Origin of the sequence: Stutzerimonas chloritidismutans AW-1 (genome assembly GCF_000495915.1) — a bacterium.
GTDB classification, from domain to species: domain Bacteria; phylum Pseudomonadota; class Gammaproteobacteria; order Pseudomonadales; family Pseudomonadaceae; genus Stutzerimonas; species Stutzerimonas chloritidismutans.
The window spans coordinates 71,825-94,634 of the sequence record NZ_AOFQ01000052.1; the positions used below are offsets into that span (position 1 = coordinate 71,825).

At 63.4% G+C, this 22,810-nt stretch carries 23 protein-coding genes; 13 read left to right on the forward strand and 10 right to left on the reverse strand.

Annotation, left to right across the window (positions count from 1 at the left end; genetic code table 11):
* Nucleotides 1-41: 41 nt before the first annotated feature.
* The 10 genes from F753_RS41080 (at nucleotide 42) to F753_RS41125 (ending at nucleotide 8,902) form a co-directional block, all read left to right on the forward strand.
* Nucleotides 42-731: a YggS family pyridoxal phosphate-dependent enzyme gene (locus tag F753_RS41080; protein ID WP_023446078.1), complete on the forward strand. Its 690-nt coding sequence runs from the start codon at nucleotides 42-44 to the stop codon at nucleotides 729-731.
* A gap of 10 nt (nucleotides 732-741) precedes the next feature.
* On the forward strand, nucleotides 742-1,566 hold the full coding sequence (proC, locus tag F753_RS41085; RefSeq protein WP_023446079.1) for a pyrroline-5-carboxylate reductase: 825 nt from the start codon (nucleotides 742-744) through the stop codon (nucleotides 1,564-1,566).
* 50 nt (nucleotides 1,567-1,616) lie between these two features.
* A complete protein-coding gene (locus F753_RS41090; protein ID WP_014818744.1) occupies nucleotides 1,617-2,207 on the forward strand; it encodes a YggT family protein in 591 nt (196 codons plus the stop codon).
* Between the two features lie 276 nt (nucleotides 2,208-2,483).
* Entirely contained in the window at nucleotides 2,484-4,451 is a 1,968-nt protein-coding gene (locus tag F753_RS41095) for a dynamin-like GTPase family protein (protein WP_023446080.1), read from the forward strand.
* A 128-nt stretch (nucleotides 4,452-4,579) separates the two neighbouring features.
* On the forward strand, nucleotides 4,580-5,719 hold the full coding sequence (gene metX, locus F753_RS41100) for a homoserine O-succinyltransferase MetX (protein WP_014818742.1): 1,140 nt from the start codon (nucleotides 4,580-4,582) through the stop codon (nucleotides 5,717-5,719).
* Between the two features lie 9 nt (nucleotides 5,720-5,728).
* The gene (gene metW, locus F753_RS41105) at nucleotides 5,729-6,328 is read left to right on the forward strand and encodes a methionine biosynthesis protein MetW (RefSeq protein ID WP_023446081.1); all 600 of its coding nucleotides are present in this window, start codon (nucleotides 5,729-5,731) and stop codon (nucleotides 6,326-6,328) included.
* Between the two features lie 26 nt (nucleotides 6,329-6,354).
* On the forward strand, nucleotides 6,355-6,777 hold the full coding sequence (locus tag F753_RS41110) for a DUF4426 domain-containing protein (protein ID WP_023446082.1): 423 nt from the start codon (nucleotides 6,355-6,357) through the stop codon (nucleotides 6,775-6,777).
* On the forward strand, nucleotides 6,774-7,367 hold the full coding sequence (rdgB, locus tag F753_RS41115; protein ID WP_023446083.1) for an RdgB/HAM1 family non-canonical purine NTP pyrophosphatase: 594 nt from the start codon (nucleotides 6,774-6,776) through the stop codon (nucleotides 7,365-7,367). The genes F753_RS41110 and rdgB overlap by 4 nt, the downstream gene beginning before the upstream one ends.
* Nucleotides 7,364-8,569 (forward strand): radical SAM family heme chaperone HemW, encoded by a 1,206-nt coding sequence (gene hemW / locus F753_RS41120; RefSeq protein WP_023446084.1) that lies wholly within the window; start codon nucleotides 7,364-7,366, stop codon nucleotides 8,567-8,569. The genes rdgB and hemW overlap by 4 nt, the downstream gene beginning before the upstream one ends.
* Nucleotides 8,570-8,578: 9 nt before the next feature.
* Entirely contained in the window at nucleotides 8,579-8,902 is a 324-nt protein-coding gene (locus tag F753_RS41125) for a DUF3392 domain-containing protein (RefSeq protein ID WP_003303164.1), read from the forward strand.
* Between the two features lie 165 nt (nucleotides 8,903-9,067).
* On the opposite strand, the gene F753_RS41130 is transcribed toward F753_RS41125, so the two are convergent.
* The 6 genes from F753_RS41130 to F753_RS41155 all read right to left on the reverse strand — a co-directional run bounded on the left by F753_RS41130 (nucleotide 9,068) and on the right by F753_RS41155 (nucleotide 13,545).
* On the reverse strand, nucleotides 9,068-9,430 hold the full coding sequence (locus F753_RS41130) for a DUF5064 family protein (RefSeq protein WP_023446085.1): 363 nt from the start codon (nucleotides 9,428-9,430) through the stop codon (nucleotides 9,068-9,070).
* Between the two features lie 239 nt (nucleotides 9,431-9,669).
* Nucleotides 9,670-11,007 (reverse strand): DUF1329 domain-containing protein, encoded by a 1,338-nt coding sequence (locus F753_RS41135; protein WP_023446086.1) that lies wholly within the window; start codon nucleotides 11,005-11,007, stop codon nucleotides 9,670-9,672.
* A gap of 223 nt (nucleotides 11,008-11,230) precedes the next feature.
* On the reverse strand, nucleotides 11,231-11,947 hold the full coding sequence (trmB, locus tag F753_RS41140) for a tRNA (guanosine(46)-N7)-methyltransferase TrmB (RefSeq protein ID WP_023446087.1): 717 nt from the start codon (nucleotides 11,945-11,947) through the stop codon (nucleotides 11,231-11,233).
* Between the two features lie 65 nt (nucleotides 11,948-12,012).
* Nucleotides 12,013-12,807: a thiazole synthase gene (locus F753_RS41145; protein WP_014818734.1), complete on the reverse strand. Its 795-nt coding sequence runs from the start codon at nucleotides 12,805-12,807 to the stop codon at nucleotides 12,013-12,015.
* 74 nt (nucleotides 12,808-12,881) lie between these two features.
* Nucleotides 12,882-13,097 carry a sulfur carrier protein ThiS gene (gene thiS / locus F753_RS41150; protein WP_023446088.1) on the reverse strand — a complete coding sequence of 72 codons (216 nt, stop codon included), beginning with the start codon at nucleotides 13,095-13,097 and terminating at the stop codon, nucleotides 12,882-12,884.
* Nucleotides 13,098-13,170: 73 nt separating this feature from the next.
* Nucleotides 13,171-13,545 carry a DUF423 domain-containing protein gene (locus tag F753_RS41155; RefSeq protein ID WP_014818732.1) on the reverse strand — a complete coding sequence of 125 codons (375 nt, stop codon included), beginning with the start codon at nucleotides 13,543-13,545 and terminating at the stop codon, nucleotides 13,171-13,173.
* Nucleotides 13,546-13,613: 68 nt separating this feature from the next.
* Between F753_RS41155 and mtgA the strand changes: the two genes are divergently transcribed.
* From mtgA to F753_RS41170, 3 genes are all read left to right on the forward strand, one after another.
* Nucleotides 13,614-14,342, forward strand: a complete 729-nt coding sequence (gene mtgA / locus F753_RS41160; protein WP_023446089.1) for a monofunctional biosynthetic peptidoglycan transglycosylase — start codon at nucleotides 13,614-13,616, stop codon at nucleotides 14,340-14,342.
* Between the two features lie 124 nt (nucleotides 14,343-14,466).
* The gene (dibA, locus tag F753_RS41165) at nucleotides 14,467-16,395 is read left to right on the forward strand and encodes a phosphodiesterase DibA (protein WP_023446090.1); all 1,929 of its coding nucleotides are present in this window, start codon (nucleotides 14,467-14,469) and stop codon (nucleotides 16,393-16,395) included.
* 178 nt (nucleotides 16,396-16,573) lie between these two features.
* Nucleotides 16,574-19,144: a hybrid sensor histidine kinase/response regulator gene (locus tag F753_RS41170; protein WP_023446091.1), complete on the forward strand. Its 2,571-nt coding sequence runs from the start codon at nucleotides 16,574-16,576 to the stop codon at nucleotides 19,142-19,144.
* Between the two features lie 88 nt (nucleotides 19,145-19,232).
* On the opposite strand, the gene rpoH is transcribed toward F753_RS41170, so the two are convergent.
* The 4 genes from rpoH to ftsY form a co-directional block, all read right to left on the reverse strand.
* Nucleotides 19,233-20,087: an RNA polymerase sigma factor RpoH gene (gene rpoH, locus F753_RS41175; RefSeq protein WP_031298050.1), complete on the reverse strand. Its 855-nt coding sequence runs from the start codon at nucleotides 20,085-20,087 to the stop codon at nucleotides 19,233-19,235.
* A gap of 111 nt (nucleotides 20,088-20,198) precedes the next feature.
* Nucleotides 20,199-21,218, reverse strand: coding sequence for a permease-like cell division protein FtsX (gene ftsX, locus F753_RS41180; protein WP_023446093.1), 1,020 nt, complete (start codon nucleotides 21,216-21,218; stop codon nucleotides 20,199-20,201).
* The gene (gene ftsE / locus F753_RS41185) at nucleotides 21,215-21,886 is read right to left on the reverse strand and encodes a cell division ATP-binding protein FtsE (RefSeq protein WP_003297174.1); all 672 of its coding nucleotides are present in this window, start codon (nucleotides 21,884-21,886) and stop codon (nucleotides 21,215-21,217) included. The genes ftsX and ftsE overlap by 4 nt, the downstream gene beginning before the upstream one ends.
* Nucleotides 21,883-22,810, reverse strand: a 928-nt coding sequence (ftsY, locus tag F753_RS41190) for a signal recognition particle-docking protein FtsY (protein WP_023446094.1), incomplete at its 5' end; no start/stop codon positions are given. The genes ftsY and ftsE, both read right to left, overlap by 4 nt.

Consider the following 22,810-nt stretch of genomic DNA (forward strand, 5'->3'; position numbering starts at 1 on the left):
CAGGTAGAATGCCGCGCAGACCCAAGGCGGCGGCGCAAGTAATGTCCACGATAGAGAAGAATATTGCAAAGGTCGCAGCGCGCATCCGTGAGGCGGCGCAAGCTGTGGGACGCGACCCTGCTTCGGTCGGCCTGCTGGCGGTGAGCAAGACCCAGCCGGCCGCCGCCATTCGCGAGGCCGCCGAAGCCGGCATGCGCGATTTCGGCGAGAACTATCTGCAGGAAGCGCTGGACAAGCAGGCCGAGCTGAGCGAGCTGCCGCTGACCTGGCACTTCATCGGACCGATCCAGTCGAACAAGACCAAATCCATCGCCGAAAACTTCGACTGGGTACACTCGGTGGATCGCCTGAAGATCGCCCAGCGCCTGTCCGATCAACGTCCAGCCGAACTGCCGCCGCTGAATATATGCCTGCAGGTGAATGTCAGCGGTGAGGCGAGCAAATCCGGCTGCGCGCCAGAGGAACTGCCGCAGCTGGCACAGGCTGTCGCCGCGATGCCGCGTCTGCGCCTGCGTGGACTGATGTGCATTCCCGCACCGAGCGAAGACCCCGCCGAGCAGCGCGCCGCCTTTGCCCGCCTGCGCGCATTACGCGATGAACTGCCACTGACACTGGATACGCTGTCCATGGGCATGAGCCAGGACCTCGAAGCGGCAATTGCCGAAGGCGCGACCTGGGTCCGCATCGGCACCGCACTGTTCGGCGCCCGCGACTACGGACGCCCTCAATAAAGGAATCGCTATGACCTCACCCCGCATCGCCTTCATCGGCGCCGGTAACATGGCTGCCAGTCTGATCGGAGGGCTGCGCGCCAAGGGCGTCGCAGCGGACGCCATTCGCGCCAGCGATCCAGGCGCCGAGCAGCGCGCGAAAATCAGCGCCGAGCACGGCATCCAGACGTTCGCGCAGAACGCCGATGCACTGGCCGGCGCCGATGTGGTGGTGCTGTCGGTCAAGCCGCAGGTCATGCAGGCGGTCTGTCAGGATCTGACTCCTCATCTGGTCCACGGCCCCCTGATCGTCTCGATCGCCGCCGGCATCAGCTGCGACAGCCTGCAGCGCTGGCTGGGGCCGCGCCCTCAGGCGATCGTGCGTTGCATGCCCAACACGCCGGCCTTGCTGCGCCAGGGCGTCAGCGGCCTGTTCGCCAATGCCCAGGTCAGCGACACGCAGAAGCAGCAGGCCGAGCAACTGCTGTCGGCCGTCGGTATCGCGCTATGGCTCGAAGAAGAGCACCTGATCGATGCGGTAACCGCCGTTTCCGGTAGCGGTCCTGCCTATTTCTTCCTGCTGATCGAAGCGATGACGGCTGCCGGACAGCAGCTCGGTCTGCCCCGCGAGACCGCCGCGCAACTGACCATGCAGACCGCGCTGGGCGCAGCTCGCATGGCTTGCGAAAGCGACGTCGATGCCGCCGAACTGCGGCGTCGCGTCACCTCGCCGAACGGAACCACCGAAGCGGCGATCACAGCCTTCCAGGCGGGCGGCTTCGAGCAACTGGTGCAGCAGGCGTTGAACGCGGCCGCACAACGCTCGGCCGAACTGGCCGAACAACTGGGTCAATAGGTCTGTTGACGCTTCGTTCGCGACGAAACAACAGCCTCTAAGGAGCATTCATGTCCCAACTCTCGCAAGCCCTGATCCTCGTCATCCAGACGCTGGGCAGCCTCTATCTGCTGATCGTGTTGCTGCGCTTCATCCTGCAGCTGGTACGCGCCGACTTCTACAACCCGCTCAGCCAATTCATCGTCAAGGCAACCCATCCACTTTTGCGGCCGATGCGCCGCATCATTCCGAGCATGGGCACGCTGGATATTTCTTCGCTGATCCTCGCGCTGATCGTGCAGATGGTGCTGATGGCGCTGATCCTGCTGATCGCCTACGGCACCATCGGCAATCCCTTGCTGTTGCTGGTCTGGGCGCTGATCGGCATCACTGGGCTGTTCCTCAACATCTTTTTCTGGGCGCTGATCATCAGCGTGATCCTGTCCTGGGTCGCGCCGGGCAGCCACAACCCAGGCGCACAGCTGGTCAGCCAACTCTGCGAGCCGGTCCTGGCGCCGTTCCGCCGCCTGCTGCCGAACCTCGGCGGACTGGATATCTCGCCGATCTTCGCCTTCCTGGCGATCAAGCTGCTGGACATGCTGGTAGTCAACAACCTGGCCACCATGACCCACATGCCGAACATCCTGCGCATGCTCATCTGAGACGCCGTTCATGCTTTGCTGCCAAAGCGGCATCGAGGAGCCAAAAGCGCCTCGGAATGCCGCATGGCTGCACGTAGACTTCAACTTCTCGGCTTTTTCCATCCTGCCTCGTACTTTGCTGCGGGGTGTGAACGAGGACATCGACTCGAACCGAGCCGCCCATGACCGCCCATGCCGCCAGCAAGGCCGCTCGGTCACGTCAGGCTTCGATTGAATTGACCTTGTAACGGCGGGGGGGGGTCCGATAATTCGCCGAATCACACCTCCGGGAGCTGGATGAGCATGGAACGTCTCGATCGACAAGTGGACGCCTACGTCACCTGGAAGCGTGACCTCATTCGTGAGATCACCCGTTACCGCAGCTGGCTGGCGCATAACCGGCTTTCCAGCGAGGGCGTCGAGGCGCGCCTGGAGCGAGCGCTGCGGGTGTTGCGCACCGATCACATCACCCTGGCTTTCGTCGGCGAGTATTCGCGCGGCAAAACCGAGCTGATCAATAGCCTGTTCTTCTCCAACTACGGTCAGCGCATCCTGCCTTCACGGGCTGGCCGCACCACCATGTGCCCCACCGAACTGCTGTTCGATCCGCGTTCGGAACGCTCCTACATCCGCCTGCTGCCCATCGAGTCGCGCCTGGAAGACACCAGCATCGCGCAACTCAAGCGCACACCGCGACTCTGGCTCAATCTCCCGCTCGACCCGCATGACCCGGAAAGCATGGCCGAAGCCTTTGCCCAGGTCGCGTTGACCAAGGCCATGCCGGTGGAACAGGCGATTCAGCTGGGCTTTGACCCGGCCGGCCTGGAAAGCAGCGGCAGTGGCGATACCGTACTGGTCCCGGCCTGGCGCCACGCCGTGGTCAACTTCGACCACCCGCTGTTGCGTCAGGGCTTGCGCATTCTCGATACGCCCGGGCTGAACGCGCTGGGCAGCGAGCCGGAACTGACCCTGTCGATGCTGCCCAATGCCCAGGCAATCGTGTTCCTGCTCTCTGCCGACACCGGTGTCACCGCCAGTGACATGCAGATCTGGCAGCAGCACATCCGCCAGCTCGACGAAGATACGCAGAACAGCCTGTTCGCCGTACTGAACAAGATCGACGTGCTCTGGGACGATGTTGCCGGCGAGACCTTCGTGCAGAAGGCCATCGAGGATATCCGTGACAGCACCGCGCAACAGCTGGGCATTGATTGCGCCGACGTCCTGCCGCTATCGGCCAAACAGGCGCTGATGGCGAAGATTCGCGGTGACCAGGCGCTGCTCGAACGCAGCCAGCTGGCACGGCTGGAAGAGTTGCTCAGCCAGCGCATCCTCACGCAGAAGGAACGCCTGCTCGAAGACCAGGTGGTGCAGCAGGTGATGGCGCTGCTGCAGAACAGTCAGCATGCCCTCAAGCTGCGCCTGGAAAAGGTCATCGAACAGCGCGATGTGCTGGCCAGTCATCAGGAAGGCAGCGGGCAGATGCTGCTCGAACTCACCGCGCGCACGCGGCACGATCACAACCGCCACCACAAGCGCCTGCTCGACCTGAAGACCAATCAGCGCCTGCTGCAACGCCAGGGTGAGCTGCTGCGCACGGCAATACGGGCCGAACGCCTCGAGGAGCACCTGACCCGGTTGCGACGCAGTCTGACCGGCAGCCTGACCACGCTGGGCATCAACCTGGCGATCCTGCACTTCTTCCGCTCGGTGGAACAGGACCTGGGCATCCTCGAGCAGGAGGCGGAAAGGGCCAACAAGATGGTTTCGGCGATCTACCGGCGGCACAGCGAAGAAAACCCCCTACAGGGTATCGACCCGCCGTTGTTCCAGTTGCTGCCTTATCAGCGCGAGCTGCGCAGCCTGCAGGGCAAGGCCGATCAGTTCCGCCTGCAGTTGAAGACCCTGCTCACCGAGCAGCGAACACTCACCAGACGCTTCTTCTCTACCCTGGTGCAGGAGGTCATCGGCATGCACCAGCGGCTGCGCCAGGAAGCCGAACAGTGGGCTGGAGATGCGCTGACGCCGCTGCTGCAGTTTTCCCTAGAACACAAGCAACAGTTGGAAACCCACATCCTGCAGTTGAAGAGCCTGGCCAGGGAGAGCCAGCAGAACAGCCAGCGCGGACAATTGCTGACGCGCTACAGCGGCGAACTGGAGCTGCAACTGGCACAGGCCGCGGAAATGCTCCGCGCGCTGCGCCGACCGGCGCCGCTGCGGCGGCAGGGCAAGGTGGTCAGCCTGACCAGCGCGCAGATCAGCTAAAGCTGTCGCCATTTCGTCGCAGCCCGCGAGGAAATGGCGAGAGCCCCGCTCGCCGTTGCATTTCAGGATGAATTGCAACGCGCATACCTTTAGACTTTGCCGCCTTCTTCAAGCAAGAGCCAGGGTCGATGCCCACTGCAATTCCCGCCGATTCCGTTGGCCTGGTGAGTCCGCAGGTCGCGCATTTTGCCGAACCACTGACACTCGCCTGCGGCCGTACGCTGGCCGATTACCAGCTGATCTATGAAACCTATGGCGAGCTGAATGCCGCGCGCAGCAATGCCGTGCTCATCTGCCATGCACTCTCTGGCCACCATCATGCCGCCGGCTACCACAGCATGGACGACCGCAAACCCGGCTGGTGGGATTCCTGCATAGGCCCGGGCAAGGCAATCGATACCGATCATTTCTTCGTCGTCAGCCTGAACAACCTGGGCGGCTGCAACGGTTCGACCGGCCCGAGCAGCACCAACCCGGCCAGCGGCAAGCCCTATGGTGCAGACTTCCCAGTGGTGACAGTGGAAGACTGGGTGCACAGTCAGGCACTTCTGGCCGACCGCCTTGGCATCGCCCAATGGGCAGCGGTGATAGGTGGCAGCCTGGGCGGCATGCAGGCCTTGCAATGGACCATCAGCTACCCTGAGCGAGTCCGCCACTGCCTGGCCATCGCCTCGGCGCCCAGGCTGTCGGCACAGAACATCGCCTTCAACGAAGTCGCGCGCCAGGCCATCCTGTCCGACCCGGAATTCCACGGCGGCCATTTCCAGGAGATGGGCGTGATTCCCAAGCGCGGCCTGATGCTGGCGCGCATGGTCGGCCACATCACCTACCTGTCCGATGACGCCATGGGCACCAAGTTCGGTCGCGGACTTAAGAGCGAGAAGCTCAATTACGACTTCAACAGCGTGGAATTCCAGGTCGAAAGCTACCTGCGCTATCAGGGCGAGGAGTTTTCCGGGCGTTTCGACGCCAATACCTACCTGCTGATGACCAAGGCGCTGGACTACTTCGACCCGGCGGCGGCCCACAACGACGATCTGGCCAAGACCTTCGAGGGCGCCCAGGCGCGCTTCTGCGTGATGTCCTTCACCACCGACTGGCGCTTTTCGCCGGAGCGCTCGCGGGAAATCGTCGACGCCCTGCTTGCTGCGCGCAAGGATGTCTGCTACCTGGAGATCGATGCGCCGCAGGGCCACGACGCCTTCCTGATCCCCAATCCCCGCTACCTGCAAGCCTTCCGCGGTTACATGAACCGCATAGCCGTATAAGGAACGAAGATGCGCGCCGATCTGGACATCATCCAAGAGTGGATTCCGGCCGGCAGCCGAGTTCTCGACCTCGGCTGCGGCAATGGCGAGCTGCTGGCCTGGCTGCGCGATCACAAGCAGGTCAGCGGCTACGGCCTGGAAATCGACCCGGACAACATCGCCGCCTGCATCGACAAGGGCGTCAACGTCATCGAGCAGAACCTCGACCTGGGCCTGGGCAACTTCGCCAGCGACAGCTTCGACATGGTGGTGATGACCCAGGCGCTGCAGGCCGTGCATTACCCCGACCAGCTGATGAAGGAAATGCTGCGCGTCGGCCGCCAGTGCATCATCACCTTCCCCAACTTCGGCCATTGGCGCTGCCGTTGGTACCTTGCGAGCAAAGGCCGCATGCCGGTGTCGGAGTTCCTCCCCTACACTTGGTACAACACGCCGAACATTCACTTCTGCACGTTCGAGGATTTCGAGCGGCTGTGCCAGGAAAGCGGTGCCAGGGTACTCGAACGCCTGGCAGTCGACCGCGATCATCGGCATGGCTGGGCCAGTCGCATATGGCCGAATCTGCTGGGTGAAATCGGCATCTACCGCGTCACCGGGCCATCCCGCTGAGCGGCTTCAACGCTGGAGGTAAGCACATGAAACGCATCCTGATCGGTCTGTTGGCCGCACTGCTCACATTGCCGGCGCTGGCCGAGCGCAAACACAGCGTCGGCGAATACGACGTCCACTACAGCGCCTTCAATTCGGGCTTCCTGCAGCCGGACATTGCCGCCGCCGCCGGACTCACGCGCAGCAAGACCCAGGGCGTAGTCAACGTCTCGGTGATCAAGGACGGCAAACCGGTCGCGGCGCAGGTCAGCGGCGTAGTGAAGAACCTGCTCGGGCAGGATCGCCCGCTGGGCTTCAAGCAGCTCAAGGAAGGTGACGAGGCGATCTATTACCTCGCGCAGTTCCCCTTCGACTCGCAGGAAACCCTGCGTTTCGCCCTCACCGTTCAGCCGACCGGCGCCGAGCCGTTCAGCTTCGAGTTCAACCAGGAATTCTTCCCCGACCGATGATGCCTTTTTCCGAACTGGTACTGGCCAGCCACAACGCCGGCAAACTCAAGGAGCTCCAGGCCATGCTCGGTGACGCGGTTCGCGTGCGCTCGGTGGCCGAGTTCAGCACCGTCGAGCCGGAGGAAACCGGTCTTTCCTTCGTCGAGAACGCCATTCTCAAGGCGCGCAACGCCGCGCGGATATCCGGTCTACCGGCGCTCGCCGACGACTCCGGCCTGGCCGTCGACGCCCTCGGCGGCGCACCGGGCATCTACTCGGCGCGCTACGCCGATGGCCAGGGCGATGCCGCCAACAACGCCAAGCTGCTGGACGTCCTGCGTGAGGTTCCGGATGCCGAACGCGGCGCGCAGTTCGTCTGTGCCTTGGCGCTGGTGCGCCACGCCGACGATCCACTGCCGATCATCTGCGAAGGCCTCTGGCACGGCCGCATCCTGCATGCAGCACGCGGCGAGCATGGCTTCGGCTACGACCCGCTGTTCTGGGTGCCGGAATGCGACTGCTCCAGCGCCGAGCTGCCTGCAGCGCAGAAGAACCAGCTCAGCCACCGTGCACGCGCCATGGCCCTGCTCAAGCAGCGGCTGGGGATATGAAAGCGGCAGACTCAGCCCCGCTAAGCGCGAGCGAAGGCAACCACGGCGCGCCGACAACGGCAGGCTTCGAATTGCCCCCGCTGGCGGCGTACGTACATATTCCCTGGTGCGTGCGCAAATGCCCGTACTGCGACTTCAATTCCCACGCGGCCGGACCCGAACTGCCCGAAGACGCCTATGTCGCCGCGCTGCTGGCCGATCTTCGCGCGGATCTTGAGCACGTCGGGGACCGCCGCCTGACTTCGATCTTCTTCGGCGGCGGTACGCCAAGCCTGTTTTCTGCCAAGGCACTGGCGGCGATCATCGACGGGCTGGAACGGCTGGTCGGCTTTTCCGAGGACATCGAGATCACCCTGGAAGCCAATCCGGGGACGTTCGAACAGGCCAAGTTCCGCGACTACCGCCAGCTAGGCATCAACCGGCTGTCCATTGGCGTGCAGAGCTTCCAGGCCGACAAACTCAAGGCGCTCGGGCGCATTCACGACGGCGACGAAGCGATTCGCGCCGCCGACATGGCTCGCGCCGCCGGCTTCGACAATTTCAACCTCGACCTCATGCACGGCCTGCCGGACCAGAGCCTGGAGGATGCGTTGAGCGACCTGCGCATCGCCATCGCGCAGCAACCGACGCACCTGTCCTGGTACCAGCTGACTTTGGAGCCGAACACGGTGTTCTGGAGCCAGCCGCCGCAGCTGCCCGAAGACGATATCCTCTGGGACATCCAGGAAGCCGGCCAGGCGCTGCTCGCCGAGCACAGCTATCGCCAGTACGAGACCTCCGCCTACGCCCAGCCCGGGCGGCAGGCGCGGCACAACCTGAACTACTGGACCTTCGGCGATTTCCTCGGCATCGGTGCCGGCGCCCATGCCAAACTCACCCACGCCGACGGACGCATTCTGCGCAGCTGGAAGACCCGCCTGCCGAAGGACTACCTCGATCCGGCCAAGGCCCTCCGCGCAGGCGAAAAGCTGCTGGCGGCGGATGAATTGCCCTTCGAATTCCTGATGAATGTGCTGCGCCTCACCGACGGCGTACCGGCCATGCTGTTCACTCAGCGCACCGGACTGCCGCTGGATGTGCTCGCCAAGCCACGGCGCGACGCCGAAACGCGCGGCCTGCTCTCGGCTGACCCAGCACGCCTGGTGGCGACGCCGAAGGGCCAGCTGTTTCTCAACGACCTGCTACAGAGCTTCCTGCCTTAAGGACACCGCATGGATTTGCTACTCGACCTGATCGTCACGCTGTCGCGCTGGAGCCGCAGCCACCTGTCCGATATCTCCCTGGCGCTGATGGCCACGCTCTTCGTACTGTTCGGCCCGGCAATCAATACCTGGGTAAAGGGCGCCGTCAGCAGCCTGAACTTCTTTTTCCGCACGCTGATCTTCGTACTGGTCTGCGCGGTGGGCTATGGCCTGGCGATCGTCTTCCTCACCCCGTGGATGACCCAGGGGCTGGCCCACCTGAACAACTACAGCCTGGCGCCGGTGCTGCTGCTGATCTTCTTCCTCATCGGCGTGATCGCCGACCGTAACTAGTGGCCTGGTTGGTAAGGTCAGTTGGTCGACTCCGGCGCCCATGGCCCCGATACTGTGTTGCTGCTCCTTGCCATAGCCCCGCTATGACGCGTCGCAGCGCCTTCTCGGGGCCATGTCCATCCGAACTTGCCTTGACCAACTGACCGCGCAAGCCACTAACGCCGCTCAGCCTTCGCGAAGAAATCGATCGAGATCGACGGCCTCGCCCGGCCGATAGCACAGCTGCCGGCGCAGATCCTCGAACAGCGGGTCGTAGATGCCGTGCAGACCGAAGAGGATATCGGCGTCCACCGGCACACCGTGGCGACGCAGGCACTGACGGACGCGCTGCAGGAAGTTGCAGGCAACATCGCGGTGCATTCGAAACTGCTCGTCCACCAGGGTTGCTCCGGCCTCGAAGCGCAGGTGAAAACACGCCCACTGCGGCGCCTCCGGCGTGCCCTCGACACGGTAGTCGAGCTGCAGGTGATAACCCGGTTTCCCGGAAGCGGAAAGGCTGTGGTACTCCAGTTGTCCCGGTCTGAACACGCGGCTCCCTCCTTTGCGAATGGCGCGGCTGCTTGCCCGGCTGCCGGGCCGCCCGCAGGCGATCATCCCACTGCCGCGCCAGCCCACTCTTGAGCGAAGTCACTACCCGTGCTCAGCCCCGCCGAACAGGGACAACCTTGTAGCCTCACACCGCCGCAGCGGCGCGCGACGGCAGTTCTGGTGGTACGAAAAAGGGCGCCAGCGGCGCCCTTTCGTGCATCTTCTGTTTCTGTCCTTCGTCAGTTGCCGCGACGCAGCGCCTGTGGCGAGAAATCACGCGGGCCGAGCTTGACGTTGAAGTCGTACATCGGCTCGTTGTTGTCCAGCCCATCGACGAAGTAGTTGCCGTCCTTGAGGTGGTAGAGCGTTTCCAGCGTGCTGTTGAACATCGGCATGTCGTAATAGCTGATCGGATGGCTTTCCTGCAGGCCGATCAACTCGCCCTTCTCGTCGTATAGGTCGACGGCAAGGATCGCCCAGCTGTCCTCGTCGATATAGAACCGACGCTTGTCGTAGAGGTGACTGAAGCCCTTGCGCAAAGTCGCCTCGACCACCCACACGCGATGCAGTTCATAGCGCAGCAGTTCCGGGTTCAGGGTGCGTGCCTGGACGATGCTGTCGTAGGGGAGGCCCTTCTGATGCACGGCATAGCTGTTGTAGGGCATCAGCATTTCACGCTTGCCGAGCAGCTCCCACTCGTAGCGATCCGGCGCGCCGTTGAACGAGTCGACCACATCGGCCGTGGCCAAGCCGCTGGTGTCGGGCTGCAAGGAGTCATAAGCCAGTGACGGCAGACGGCGCACGCGGCGATCGTCCGGGCTGTAGCGCCACGCCTTGCGAGTGGTCAGCACCTGATCGAGCGGGTCCTGCACCACCAGTGCCGTACCGGACAGCTTGGCCGGCGCGGTGACACGGTACTTGTAGTACAGCACGGTGTTGTCCAGGTCCGCGTGAGTCATGCCTTCGCGGTTGTAGACGTAATAGATGTGCCGATCACGCTTGATGTAGTTGGCCCGGCCACCGATCACCACTGCCTGGTTATTGATCATGTGGCTCTGGTCACCCTTGTAATGCAGGATGTGATTCCAGATCACCTCGATGCCGCTCTGCGGGATCGGGAAGGGAATGCCGGCTGCCGCGCCCTGGATACCGTTGCCGTTGGCGATGAGCTCGGCGCTGACGGCGTTGTAGCGAGTGGCATCATAGATCCGCTGCGGCACCGAGGCGCTGCGGCGGGTCGGAAATACGCGCAGGTGGTAGTCGGGATAACGCTCCAGCAGCGCCTTCATACCGTCGGACAGCTGGCCGCTGTACTCGTTGATATTGGTGTGATCGACGCGATAGAGCACTGAATCGGCCGCATACGGGTCGGGATGGTGCATCCCGGGCTCGTAGCCGGCGGGTGCTGCAACGCCCCCGGTCCAGGGCGGGATCGTCCCCGCGGGATTGCCGCCGCGCTCCGCTCCCAGCGGAGTCAGGTCCTGCCCCAGTCGCGCGGCCTGCGCGCTGTCTACCTTCGCCTGTACCGATAACGCGGTACAGGCTGCCAACAACAGAATTCCGATCTTTCCGTACATCGTCTACTCCCCCAATTGCGCACGATGCTGGGCACCGCGTGGCGAGCCCGGCTATCGGCGTTGCATTGTTATATGGTGTGGGCAGGCATGCCGTCCTGGCAGCACTCTTCCCTGGCCGCTGCTGCGGCTCTCGATCTGGGTGTGGCAAGCGACCTGGCTGCCTGGCGCCGCTGATAGGGCAGCCGGGACTAGGTCGCGGGCGTTTCGCTTTTACTGACCGCGCTCAGTCGATGCGCTGGAATTTCAGGTCCCAGACGCCATGACCGAGCCGTTCACCACGGCGCTCGAACTTGGTGATCGGTCGCTCCGCAGGCCGTGGCACGCAACGTCCATCCTCGGCCAGATTGCGGAAGCCCGGGGCGACGTTCATCACCTCGAGCATGTATTCGGCATAGGGCTCCCAGTCGGTGGCCATATGCAGTACGCCGCCGATCTTCAGCTTGCTGCGCACCAGCTCGGCGAAAACCGGCTGCACGATACGTCGCTTGTGATGACGGCTCTTGTGCCAGGGGTCCGGAAAGAACAGCAATACGCGGTCCAGGCTGGCATCGGCCACGCAATCGCGCAGTACCTCCAAGGCGTCGCAACTGTAGACCCTGACGTTGTTCAATTTCTGTGACACAAGTCCGCTCAGCAACGCGCCGACCCCAGGTTTATGCACTTCCACGCCAATGAAGTCCTGATCCGGCGCCGCAGCGGCCATTTCCAGGGTGGAATGGCCCATGCCGAAGCCGATCTCGAAGGTGCGCGGCGCGCTACGGCCGAACACCTCGTCGAAATCGCGCAGCCCGTTCTCGATCTCCAGGCCGAACTTCGGCCAGCCCTGCTCCAGGCCACGCTGCTGGCCTTCGGTCATGCGCCCGGCACGCATCACGAAACTCTTGATAGTACGGCGGTGCTCGGTTTGCTGCGCTTCGGCCGCGGGGTTCTGCTCTGTCATGGTCTACCTGCGAGAAATAAAAAAGCCGGCCCCCGACACAAGATCGGGGCCGGCCACGAATCGTTTCAGCGAATCAGCCCGTCCAGCGGCGACGAGGCGCTGGCGTAGAGCTTCTTCGGCATGCGGCCGGCGAGATAGGCCAGGCGGCCGGCCTCGATGGCGTACTTCATGGCCTCGGCCATCAGCACGGGATTCTGCGCATGGGCGATGGCGCTGTTCATCAGCACCGCTTCGCAGCCCAGCTCCATGGCGATAGTGGCGTCCGAAGCGGTTCCGACACCGGCATCCACCAGCACGGGCACGGTGGCTTCCTCGAGGATGATGCGCAGGTTGTACGGATTGCAGATACCCAGGCCGGTGCCGATCAGGCCGGCCAGCGGCATCACCGCGATGCAGCCCATCTCGGCCAGCTGGCGAGCGATGATCGGGTCGTCGCTGGTATAGACCATGACGTCGAAGCCGTCCCGGATCAGTACTTCGGCGGCCTTGAGGGTCTCGATCACGTTGGGAAATAGCGTCTTCTGATCGGCCAGCACTTCCAGCTTGACCAGCTTGTGGCCGTCGAGGAGTTCACGGGCCAGGCGGCAGGTACGCACCGCGTCCTCGGCGGTGAAACAGCCGGCGGTGTTCGGCAGGATGGTGTAGCGCTCGGGGCTGATCACGTCGAGCAGATTCGGCTCGCCCGGATTCTGACCAATATTGGTGCGGCGCACCGCGACGGTGACGATCTCGGCACCCGAGGCCTCAATGGCCGCACGCGTCTCCTCAAGGTCCTTGTACTTGCCGGTGCCGACCAGCAGGCGCGATTGATAGGTGCGACCGGCCAGGGTGAAGGGCTTGTCGTGCGGAACTGGGCGCATGGGAATTCCTCGTTCGGACGTGTTGCTGCGGACTGGGCGCCGCAAGGCGGCGTACTTCGGATGAGCGCGACCGGCTAGCCGCCACCGATGGCGTGCACCACCTCGACGTGATCGCCTTCGCTGAGTTCGGTAGTCGCGTGCGCGCTGCGCGGCACGATGTCCCGATTGAGCTCGACGGCCAGACGGCGTCCGGTCAGGTCCAGACGCACCAGCAGGTCGGCCACCGACTCGCCGGCTGGCAGCTCATAGGGTTCGCCATTCAACTGGATGTGCATGCTGTTCGCCGCCATTGCGAAAAGGGGACGGCATTCTAGCCCGAATCACCCCCGCCACCAACGCGAAGCCCGCGGCCGTTCGTCCCGCTCAGCTGCGTATGCGCCAGCCGGCCAGCGCCAGGCAGAGCCAGCCTGCAAGAAAGGACGTACCCCCTAGCGGCGTGATCATGCCCAGCTTGCCGATTCCGCTGAGGGTGAGCAGGTAGAGACTGCCGGAGAACAACAGGATACCGGCGACGAACAGGGCACCTGCCGCAGTCAGGAGGCGGCCGGGCCGATGCAACGAAAGCAGCGCGACGCCAAGCAGTGCCAGCGCATGAAGCATCTGGTACTGCACGCCCGTCTGAAACACCGCAAGATATGCAGCGCTCAGCTGGCTCTTGAGGGCATGGGAAGCGAAAGCGCCAAGCGCAACGCCGGTCAAGCCGAACAGCGCGGCAAGGACGATATAAGCACGAATCATTGCCATTTCCGGTCGATAGCCTTAGCGGCCGCTATAATGCCCGCTCTTTTCGCCCACGACCAAGTGCCATGTTGCGAAACCTGCTGCTGCGCCTCTCCAAACTGCTGCTCTGGCTGATCGGCCTCTCGGCGCTGCTGGTACTGCTGTTTCGCTGGGTGCCACCACCGTTCACCGCTTTGATGATCGAGCGCAAGATCGAGTCATGGCGCACAGGCGAAACTATCGACCTGACCCGCGACTGGCGGCCTTGGAAAGTGCTGCCGGACGATCTGAAGATGGCGGTGATCGCCGCCGAGGATCAGAAGTTCGCCGACCACTGGGGCTTCGACATCGCTGCAATCCGCGCCGCCCTCAGCCACAATGAGCGCGGTGGCTCGCTGCGCGGTGCCAGCACATTGAGTCAGCAGGTGGCGAAGAACCTGTTTCTCTGGTCCGGCCGCAGCTGGCCACGCAAGGGCCTGGAAGCCTGGTTCACCGCGCTGATCGAGCTTTTATGGCCCAAGCAGCGCATCCTTGAGGTCTATCTCAATAGCGTCGAGTGGGGCGACGGCGTCTTCGGTGCGCAGGCGGCGGCACAGCATCACTTCGGCACTGGTGCACCGTACCTGTCGACCCGACAAGCCAGCCTCCTCGCCGCGGTGCTACCCAATCCGCGACAGTGGAGCGCTGGCAAACCGAACGGCCATGTGAACAATCGCGCCGCCTGGATTCGGCAACAGATGCGCCAGCTGGGTGGCAGCCACTACCTGCAGCGGATCAAACCGGACCACCCGGACTGGTGGCCGGGCTGGCTCTGAACCAGCATGCAGAACAACCGGCGCAGCAGGATGCAGCACCTCCGGTGCGAGATGACGTGCCTCCCGCTCAGCCAGTGCGATGGGGTTTGACTATGCAGTATCTGGATCGGACCCGAGAGCAACCATGAACACCTACCTCGTCCGGCTAAGTCTGGGCTATTTCTGCCTGGCCATGCTGTGGATTCTCCTCGGCGACATGCTGGTCGGCTACCTCGCTGCAGGCGATAGCCAAACCTGGCAAACGGGCAAGGGAGCGCTGTTCGTGGGGCTTACCACCGTGCTGATATTCCTGCTCGGCCGCCAGCACTTTCGCCGCTTCGACGAACAGCAGCGCGCCCAGCACGTCCAGGAAACCAGCCTGAAGCAGGCCGCCGCAGTCTTCGACAGCACTCAGGAAGGCGTGCTGGTCACTGATCCAAGCCAACACATCGTGCACGTCAATCCGGCGTTCAGCCGCATCACCGGATATAGCACCGAGGAAGTCCTTGGACAGACCCCTAGACTCTTCGCGTCTGGCAAGCACGACGCAGCCTTCTACAACCAGATGTGGCTGGCGCTGAGAGAGCATGGCGAGTGGAGCGGCGAGATCTGGAACCGACGCAAGAATGGCGAGGTGTACCCGCAATGGCAGAACCTGCGCTGCATCCATGACAACCAGGGCCAGCTCAGCCATTACGTAGCGGTGTTCTCCGATCTCTCGGCGCTCAAGCGCTCGCGCGAAGAGCTCGACCAGCTCGCTCATTACGATCCGTTGCTCAAGCTGCCGAATCGGCTGCTGTTCACCGAACGCGCCAAGCAGGATCTCGAGCGCGCCAGGGCCAACAAACGCAGCGGTGCATTACTTCTGATCGACCTCGATCACTTCAAGGACATCAATGAAAGCCTTGGCCACAGCCTGGGCGACGCGCTGTTGCAGGCTGTCAGCACGCGACTGGGCGAGTACCTGGAAGAAGGCATGACGCTTGGCCGACTCGGCGGTGACGAGTTCGCCCTGCTCTGTGAAGGCTACGGCGCGGAGAAGGCCACCTCGCTGGCGTTGCGCATTCTCGACCGACTGAACGAACCCTTCCATATCGCCGACCAGGAGCTGTTCAGCAGCGCCAGCATCGGCATCGTGCTGTACCCCTATCCGACCGACGTGCAGAACGTCGAACAGCTGATGCGCAACGCCGACTCGGCGCTGTTCAAGGCCAAGAACAGCGGCCGCTCAACCTATGCGTTCTATTCCGAGGAACTGACCAGCCAGGCCCGCCAGCGCGTCGAACTGGTCACCGCATTGCGCCAGGCCCTCGAGCAAGGACAGCTGCGCCTGCACTTTCAGCCGATCTACGACCTGCGCGAGGGCACGATCACCGGTTTCGAGGCACTGGTACGCTGGCTACACCCGGAGAAAGGCCTGATCGCACCGGGCATCTTCATTCCCGCCGCCGAGGAAACCGGGCTGATCAGCGCGATCGATCACTGGGTGCTGGAGCAGGCCTGCAATCAGGCTCGAGAGTGGCTTGGCCAGGGTCGCCCGCTTGGCTTCATCGCGGTGAACATCTCCAGCCGCCTGTTCGGCAACGGCGAGCTCGACCTGCAGGTCGCCACCATTCTGGCCCGCTGCGGGCTAGAGGCGCACCATCTGGAACTGGAGATCACCGAAAGCGCGGTGATGCAGGACCCGGACGCCGCCCTGGAGCTACTGCAGCGCCTGCGCGCACTCGGCGTTCAGCTGGCGATCGACGATTTCGGCACCGGCTACTCGTCACTCCAGCGACTCAAGCGCATGAACGTGCACAAACTGAAGATCGACCAGGGCTTCGTCCGCGGCCTGCCCGACGACCGCGAGGACGCCGCTATCACCCGCTCGGTCATCGGTCTGGCACACAATCTGGGCCTCAAAGTCGTGGCGGAAGGCATCGAGACTGCAGACCAGGCGGCGTTTCTGCTGGCGCAGAATTGCGACTATGGCCAAGGCTACGGCTTTGCACGACCGCAGCCTGCCAGCGACATCGATTGGCGCGCGGCCGAACTCCGCTACGGGCAGAGTTGCCGCTCGTCCGGAGCCTGATCAGGCGCATATATCAATAGGCCATTACGACAGGTAAGCTGACAGAACGGTCAACCTCGCCATCATGGAAGGCCGGGCAACCAGCTTTGCGGCATACTGGCTCGACTGCCGCAGACTGGCACCGATTCCAGGCCTCCGGCGTCCAATCGGTCAACCACCGCGTACCGCAGCGAAGACGATGAGCGATCCGGCGATAAACCACAATCAGCCTCACGGCCTGCGACAGCTGTTCAGCTGGCGAAACGGCGTTGCCTGGGGAATGCTGGCGTTCACCCTGCTGGTCCAACTGGTGGTCTGGCAGAGTCTGCGCACCAACGAGGATCGCGCTGCCCGGCAGCAGTTCCAGATGCTCGGCGAGAAGGTCACTGAAGCGATCCGCAAACGGCTGCGGGACCATGAACAGATCCTGCTCGGCGGCGCCGGTCTGTTCGATGCCGTGGAGAACGTCAGCCGCGAGCAGTGGCGCACGTACGTCGAGCGCTTGCTGCTACCAGACCGTTATCCCGGCATCCAGGGCGTCGGTTTCAGCCAGGCAATTCCGCAGGCCGAACGCGATGCGCATGTCGCACGCATGCGCGCACAGGGTTACCCGGATTACGACATTCATCCGCCAGGCCAGCGGGAGCTCTACACTTCGATCGTCTATCTTGAGCCGTTCCTCAGGCGCAATCTGGCCGCCTTCGGCTACGACATGTATTCCGAGCCGACTCGCCGTCGCGCCATGCAACGTGCCGCCCAGCTCGGCGAAACGAGCATTACCGGCAAGGTGACGCTACTGCAGGAAACCCATGGCAAGGTGCAGGCCGGTGTGCTGCTCTATGTGCCGGTGTATCGACCGAGCGCGCCGCTGACGACGCCGGAGCAGCGCATGCAGGCGCTGCGCGGCTTCGTCTATAGCCCTTATCGCGTCGAAGATCTGATGCGCGGCATTCTGCGTGCGGCCGATCTGCCGCTGGCGCTGCATATCTACGCCAGTCCCGGTGAAGAGCCGGAACACCTGCTGTACGCATCGAGCGAAGCCCCCGAGCCCGGCAGTGCCCGCTTCAGCCAGTTGCAGCAGCTCGAGCTGTACGGCCAGACCTGGACGCTGCGCATGGATAGCCGGCCCGAGTTCGACGAGCGTTTTCATTCCAACGAGGCACTGGTGTTCGGCCTGGGGCTCGGTCTGAGCCTGCTGGTTTTTTTCCTGACCTCGTCATTGGCGTTGCGCCATAGCCGTGCCCAGGCGCTGGCGAACGAGATGACGCGGCACATACGTCAGAGCAAACACGATCTGCGCTTGAGCGAGGAGCGTCTGTCGCTTGCCCTGAAAGGCAGCAACGATGGGCTGTGGGATCTCGATCTGGAAGCCGGCAGCATGTTCGCCTCGCCCCGCGCCTGGGAAATGCTCGGTTATCGTCCCAACGAGCTGACCTGCGACCTCAAACTGTGGGAGCGGCTGACGGTTGCTGAAGACCTAGCGCAGCAGAAGGCGCGCCTGGCCCAAACCATGCTGTCCAATGTCGACCACTTCACCACCGAATTACGGTTGCAACACAAGCATGGTCATGTCGTCCCGGTACTGCTGCGCGGCCATATCCAGCGTGACCCGCAAGGCATGGCCCAGCGCATCAGCGGCACGCTGATGGACCTCACCGAACGCAAGCGCGTCGAGCAGATGAAGAACGACTTCGTTTCCACCGTCAGCCACGAGCTGCGCACGCCACTGACCTCCATCAGCGGTGCGCTCGGACTGATCGTCGGCGGCGCGCTCGGCTCTGCGCCGCCAACCATGCAGCAGATGCTCGAGATCGCCTACCGCAACAGCCTGCGCCTGGGTCATCTGATCAACGACCTGCTGGACATGGAAAAGATTGCCGCCGGCAAGATGTCGTTCGAACTGCGCGAACATTCGCTTGGCGACCTGCTCGAGGAATCGCTGGCGAGCAACCAGGCCCTCTGCGAGCAGCATGGCGTGCGCTGTACGCTCGAGCATCCGACCGATGTACTGGTCTGGGTGGACGGCCTGCGCCTGCAGCAGGTGCTTGGCAACTTCCTCTCAAACGCCGTCAAGTTCACCCCCGAGGGCGGAGAGATTCGCCTGCACAGCTCCCTGCGTGGGACCAAGGTTCGTATCAGCGTCACCGACCAGGGCCCCGGCATTCCCGAGGCGTTCCGCTCCCGCGTGTTCGAGAAGTTCGCCCAGGCCGATGCCTCCGACAGCCGGCAGAAGTCCGGTACCGGACTCGGACTTGCGATCACCAAGGAGCTGATCGAACGCATGGGCGGTACGGTCGGCTTCGACTGCGTACCCGGCCAGGGCACCACCTTCTGGTGCGAGCTGCCGATCCAGATACCGCCAGCCGAATCGGACTGCCGCGACGGCCAGCCGCGAATCCTGGTCGTCGAAGACGAGCCTGACACCGGCCGTCTGCTGCATATGATGCTGCGCGAGGGCGGCTACGGCGTGGAGCGCGTGCAAAGCCTGCATCAGGCCCGTGAAAAGCTCGCTGCCAGCCATTACGAGGCCATGACACTGGACCTGCACCTGCCCGACGGCAGCGGCATGCAGCTTATCGACGAATTGCGCGATCAACCGGCGATGCAGGATCTGCCCATCGTCGTCATCTCCGCCGCGCACCAGTTCGAGCAGGCACAGTTCCCCGCAGGGATCGTCTGGCTGCACAAGCCGATCACCAACGCCCAGCTGCTGGTCGCGGTTGAACAGGCGCGAGACAACATCCGCCAGGCCAGAAGCAAGCCTCGATAGCCGGGCGGGCGGTATCCTGAGCGAACGGCCGGCAAAAAAAATCGCGGGAGCCAATGGCATCCCGCGATTCTTTCTCAGCTGACGAGCATCAGGCCTGAATCGAGCCCTTCAACTTGTTCATCGCATTCTTCTCCAGCTGACGAATGCGCTCGGCCGATACGTTGTACTTGGCAGCCAGGTCGTGCAGGGTCGCCTTGTCTTCGTTCAGCCAGCGTTGCTGGAGAATGTCCCGGCTGCGCTCGTCGAGCCCCTCGAGCGCCGTATGCAGGCTGGAAGTAGAACTGTCGCTCCAGTCGGCATCTTCCAGCTGGCGGGCCGGATCGTAGCGATGATCTTCCAGATAGTGCGCAGGCGACTGGTAGGCGCTGTCGTCGTCGGCATCGGCGGCCGGGTCGAAGGCCATGTCATGGCCGGTCAGGCGGCTTTCCATTTCGCGCACTTCGTGCGGCTCGACGCCCAGGCTATTGGCCACGGCGGTGACTTCATCGTTGTTCAGCCAGGCCAGACGCTTCTTCTGGCTGCGCAAATTGAAGAACAGTTTGCGCTGCGCCTTGGTGGTCGCGACCTTGACGATGCGCCAGTTGCGCAGGATGAACTCGTGAATTTCGGCGCGAATCCAGTGCACCGCGAAGGACACCAGCCGCACACCCATTTCCGGATTGAAACGCTTGACGGCCTTCATCAGACCGACGTTGCCTTCCTGGATCAGGTCGGCCTGGGCCAGACCGTAGCCGGAATAGCTGCGGGCGATGTGAACGACGAAACGCAGGTGCGCCAGCACCATCTGCCGAGCCGCTTCGAGATCCTGATGATAGAAGAGGCGCCCGGCCAGCTCGCGCTCCTGCTCGACAGTGAGCAGCGGGAGGCTGTTCACGGTCTGCACGTAGGCCTCGAGATTCGCTCCCGGGACTAGCGCTTGAACAGGTTGCAGAGTAGTTGTCATGCAGTACCTCCAATGACGAAGCTGCAGCAGTTTAGCATTGCCGCATGAGACTGCAAGCCTGTGGAAAAGTTCCCTGACACAACTGTCAAGTGATTGTTTTCAAATGAAATTTTATCGAGGAGCAAGCTCGCTCAGATGCCTTGCGACAGCCAGCCAGGCACCGATGTAGCCGAGCAGCACCGCACCGATCACCAGCGATAACGCATCGCCGGCCGGAACGCCTCCCAGGCCGAAATCGCTGCCGTAGAGGCCCGCCAGATTCACCACGGCCTCGTTCAGCCAGCCCAGTCCATAGACCAGCAGCAGCCAGGCGATCAGGCCGGCGCCCAGACCGTAGAGGGCACCCATGTAGAGGAACGGACGGCGGACGTAACCATCGGTGCCGCCCACCAGCTTGACCACCTCGATCTCGGTGCGGCGGTTCTCGATGTGCAGGCGGATGGTGTTGCCAATCACCAGCAGCAACGTCGCCACCAGCAACAATGTCAGGCCGAAGACGAAGCGGTCGCCAAGCTTGAGAATAGCGGTCAGCCGCTCGACCCAGAGCAGATCCAGCTGAGCCAACTGCACGCCGGGCAGTTCGGCCAGCCGCTGACGCAGCGCTTCGAGCTTGTCCTTGTCCACCACTTCGGGTGTCACGATGACCACGCCGGGCAGCGGATTCTCCGGCAACTCCTTGAGCGCTTCGCCAAGCCCGGACAGCTGCTGGAACTCGTCCAGCGCCTGCTCGCGGCTGACCCAGTCCGCCGCTGCCACGTCGGGCATGGCGGCAACCTCGTCACGCAGGCGCTCGCCAGCGTCGCCATCCACCTCAAGCTGCATGAACAGCGAGATCTGCGCGGCACGCTGCCACGAGCCACCGAGCCGTTCGACGTTGTCCAGCAGCAGCGCCAGGCCCATGGGCAGGCTCAACGCCACGGCCATCACCAGGCAGGTGAAGAAGCTGCCGATCGGCTGCTTGATCAGACGCCCGACGCTGTCGACCAAACTGGCGCGATGACTTTCCAGCCAGGCGTGGAACAGCGTCTTGAAGTCCGGCTCGTCGCCGCGCGGCTGCTCCGGCTTCTTCACCGAACCGCCGACGCGCTCGGCCGTGCTCGGGTTGGTCTTGGGATTGCGTTCGCTGCTCATCGGCTGGCCTCCCCGTCGCCGATCAGGCGACCACGTTGCAGGGTCAGCATGCGATGACGCATCCGCGCGATCAGCGCCAGATCGTGGCTGGCGATCAGCACGGTGGTACCCAGGCGATTGATGTCTTCGAACACACCCATGATCTCCGCAGCGAGTCGCGGGTCGAGGTTGCCGGTCGGTTCATCGGCGAGCAGCAGGGCCGGCCGGTGCACCACGGCCCGGGCGATGCCGACACGCTGCTGCTGACCGGTGGACAGGTCCGCCGGATACTGCAGCGCCTTGTCCTTGAGGCTGACGCGCTCCAGCGCGGTCATCACCCGCTGGCCAATCTCGCGCTTGTTGAGCCCGAGAATCTGCAACGGCAGGGCGACGTTGTCGAACACCGTGCGATCGAACAGCAACTGGTGATTCTGGAACACCACGCCGATCTGCCGGCGCAGGAAAGGAATCTGCGCATTGGTGATGCGCGACAGGTCCTGCCCGGCCAGCAGCAGCTTGCCGCTGGTGGGACGCTCCATTGCCAGCAACAGGCGCAGCAGCGTGCTCTTGCCGGCGCCGGAATGGCCGGTGACGAAGAGGAATTCGCCACGGCGGACCTGGAAGGAAAGCTCATGCAACCCGATGTGGCCGTTGGGGTAGCGTTTGCCGACCTGTTCGAAACGAATCATGCGCCGTCCCGCTGGGCGAAAAGCGCCTTGACGAAGGCATCGGCCTCGAACGTGCGGAGATCGTCGATGCCTTCGCCGACGCCGATGTAGCGGATCGGCGTGCCGAACTGCTTGGCCAGGGCGAAGATCACACCGCCCTTGGCGGTGCCGTCGAGTTTGGTCAGCACCAGACCGGTCAGCTCGACCGCCTGATTGAACTGTTTGGTCTGGTTGATGGCGTTCTGGCCAGTGCCGGCGTCGAGCACGAGCAGGACCTCGTGGGGAGCCGACTCGTCGAGCTTGCCCATCACCCGGCGGACCTTCTTCAGCTCCTCCATCAGGTTGTCCTTGGTGTGCAGCCGGCCAGCGGTGTCCGCGATCAGCACATCGATGCCCCGCGCCTTGGCCGCCTGCACCGCATCGAAGATCACCGAGGCGGAGTCGGCACCGGTGTGCTGTGCGATCACCGGAATGCTGTTGCGCTCGCCCCACACCTGCAATTGCTCCACCGCCGCGGCGCGGAAGGTGTCGCCAGCGGCGAGCATGACCTTCTTGCCTTCGAGCTGCAGCTTCTTGGCCAGCTTGCCGATGGTGGTGGTCTTGCCAACACCATTCACGCCGACCACGAGGATCACATACGGGCGCTTGCCACTGTCGACCACCAGCGGCTGCTCGACCGGCTTGAGCAGCCCAGAGAGTTCTTCCTGCAGCGCGGTATAGAGCGCGCCACTGTCGGCCAGCTCCTTGCGCGACACGCGGCGTGTGAGGTTCTGCATGATCGCCGTCGTCGCCTCGACACCGACGTCGGCGGTGAGCAGACGGGTTTCCAGTTCGTCGAGCAGGTCATCGTCGATGGCCTTCTTGCCGAGGAACAGGCTGGCCATGCCTTCACCGATGCTCGAGCTGGTCTTGGACAGCCCTTGCTTGAGGCGGGGGGGGAAGACG

Coding starts and splice junctions, on each gene's coding strand:
- proC (WP_023446079.1), top strand. CDS start 742: ATGACCTCACCCCGCATCGCCTTCATCGGCGCCGGTAACATGGCTGCC.
- ftsE (WP_003297174.1), bottom strand. CDS start 21,886: ATGATTCGTTTCGAACAGGTCGGCAAACGCTACCCCAACGGCCACATC.
- thiS (WP_023446088.1), bottom strand. CDS start 13,097: ATGGCGGCGAACAGCATGCACATCCAGTTGAATGGCGAACCCTATGAG.
- F753_RS41170 (WP_023446091.1), top strand. CDS start 16,574: ATGAGCGATCCGGCGATAAACCACAATCAGCCTCACGGCCTGCGACAG.
- F753_RS41110 (WP_023446082.1), top strand. CDS start 6,355: ATGAAACGCATCCTGATCGGTCTGTTGGCCGCACTGCTCACATTGCCG.
- ftsX (WP_023446093.1), bottom strand. CDS start 21,218: ATGAGCAGCGAACGCAATCCCAAGACCAACCCGAGCACGGCCGAGCGC.
- F753_RS41155 (WP_014818732.1), bottom strand. CDS start 13,545: ATGATTCGTGCTTATATCGTCCTTGCCGCGCTGTTCGGCTTGACCGGC.
- dibA (WP_023446090.1), top strand. CDS start 14,467: ATGAACACCTACCTCGTCCGGCTAAGTCTGGGCTATTTCTGCCTGGCC.
- rdgB (WP_023446083.1), top strand. CDS start 6,774: ATGATGCCTTTTTCCGAACTGGTACTGGCCAGCCACAACGCCGGCAAA.
- F753_RS41135 (WP_023446086.1), bottom strand. CDS start 11,007: ATGTACGGAAAGATCGGAATTCTGTTGTTGGCAGCCTGTACCGCGTTA.
- F753_RS41095 (WP_023446080.1), top strand. CDS start 2,484: ATGAGCATGGAACGTCTCGATCGACAAGTGGACGCCTACGTCACCTGG.
- mtgA (WP_023446089.1), top strand. CDS start 13,614: ATGTTGCGAAACCTGCTGCTGCGCCTCTCCAAACTGCTGCTCTGGCTG.
- rpoH (WP_031298050.1), bottom strand. CDS start 20,087: ATGACAACTACTCTGCAACCTGTTCAAGCGCTAGTCCCGGGAGCGAAT.
- F753_RS41080 (WP_023446078.1), top strand. CDS start 42: ATGTCCACGATAGAGAAGAATATTGCAAAGGTCGCAGCGCGCATCCGT.
- metW (WP_023446081.1), top strand. CDS start 5,729: ATGCGCGCCGATCTGGACATCATCCAAGAGTGGATTCCGGCCGGCAGC.
- F753_RS41145 (WP_014818734.1), bottom strand. CDS start 12,807: ATGCGCCCAGTTCCGCACGACAAGCCCTTCACCCTGGCCGGTCGCACC.
- trmB (WP_023446087.1), bottom strand. CDS start 11,947: ATGACAGAGCAGAACCCCGCGGCCGAAGCGCAGCAAACCGAGCACCGC.
- F753_RS41090 (WP_014818744.1), top strand. CDS start 1,617: ATGTCCCAACTCTCGCAAGCCCTGATCCTCGTCATCCAGACGCTGGGC.
- hemW (WP_023446084.1), top strand. CDS start 7,364: ATGAAAGCGGCAGACTCAGCCCCGCTAAGCGCGAGCGAAGGCAACCAC.
- F753_RS41125 (WP_003303164.1), top strand. CDS start 8,579: ATGGATTTGCTACTCGACCTGATCGTCACGCTGTCGCGCTGGAGCCGC.
- metX (WP_014818742.1), top strand. CDS start 4,580: ATGCCCACTGCAATTCCCGCCGATTCCGTTGGCCTGGTGAGTCCGCAG.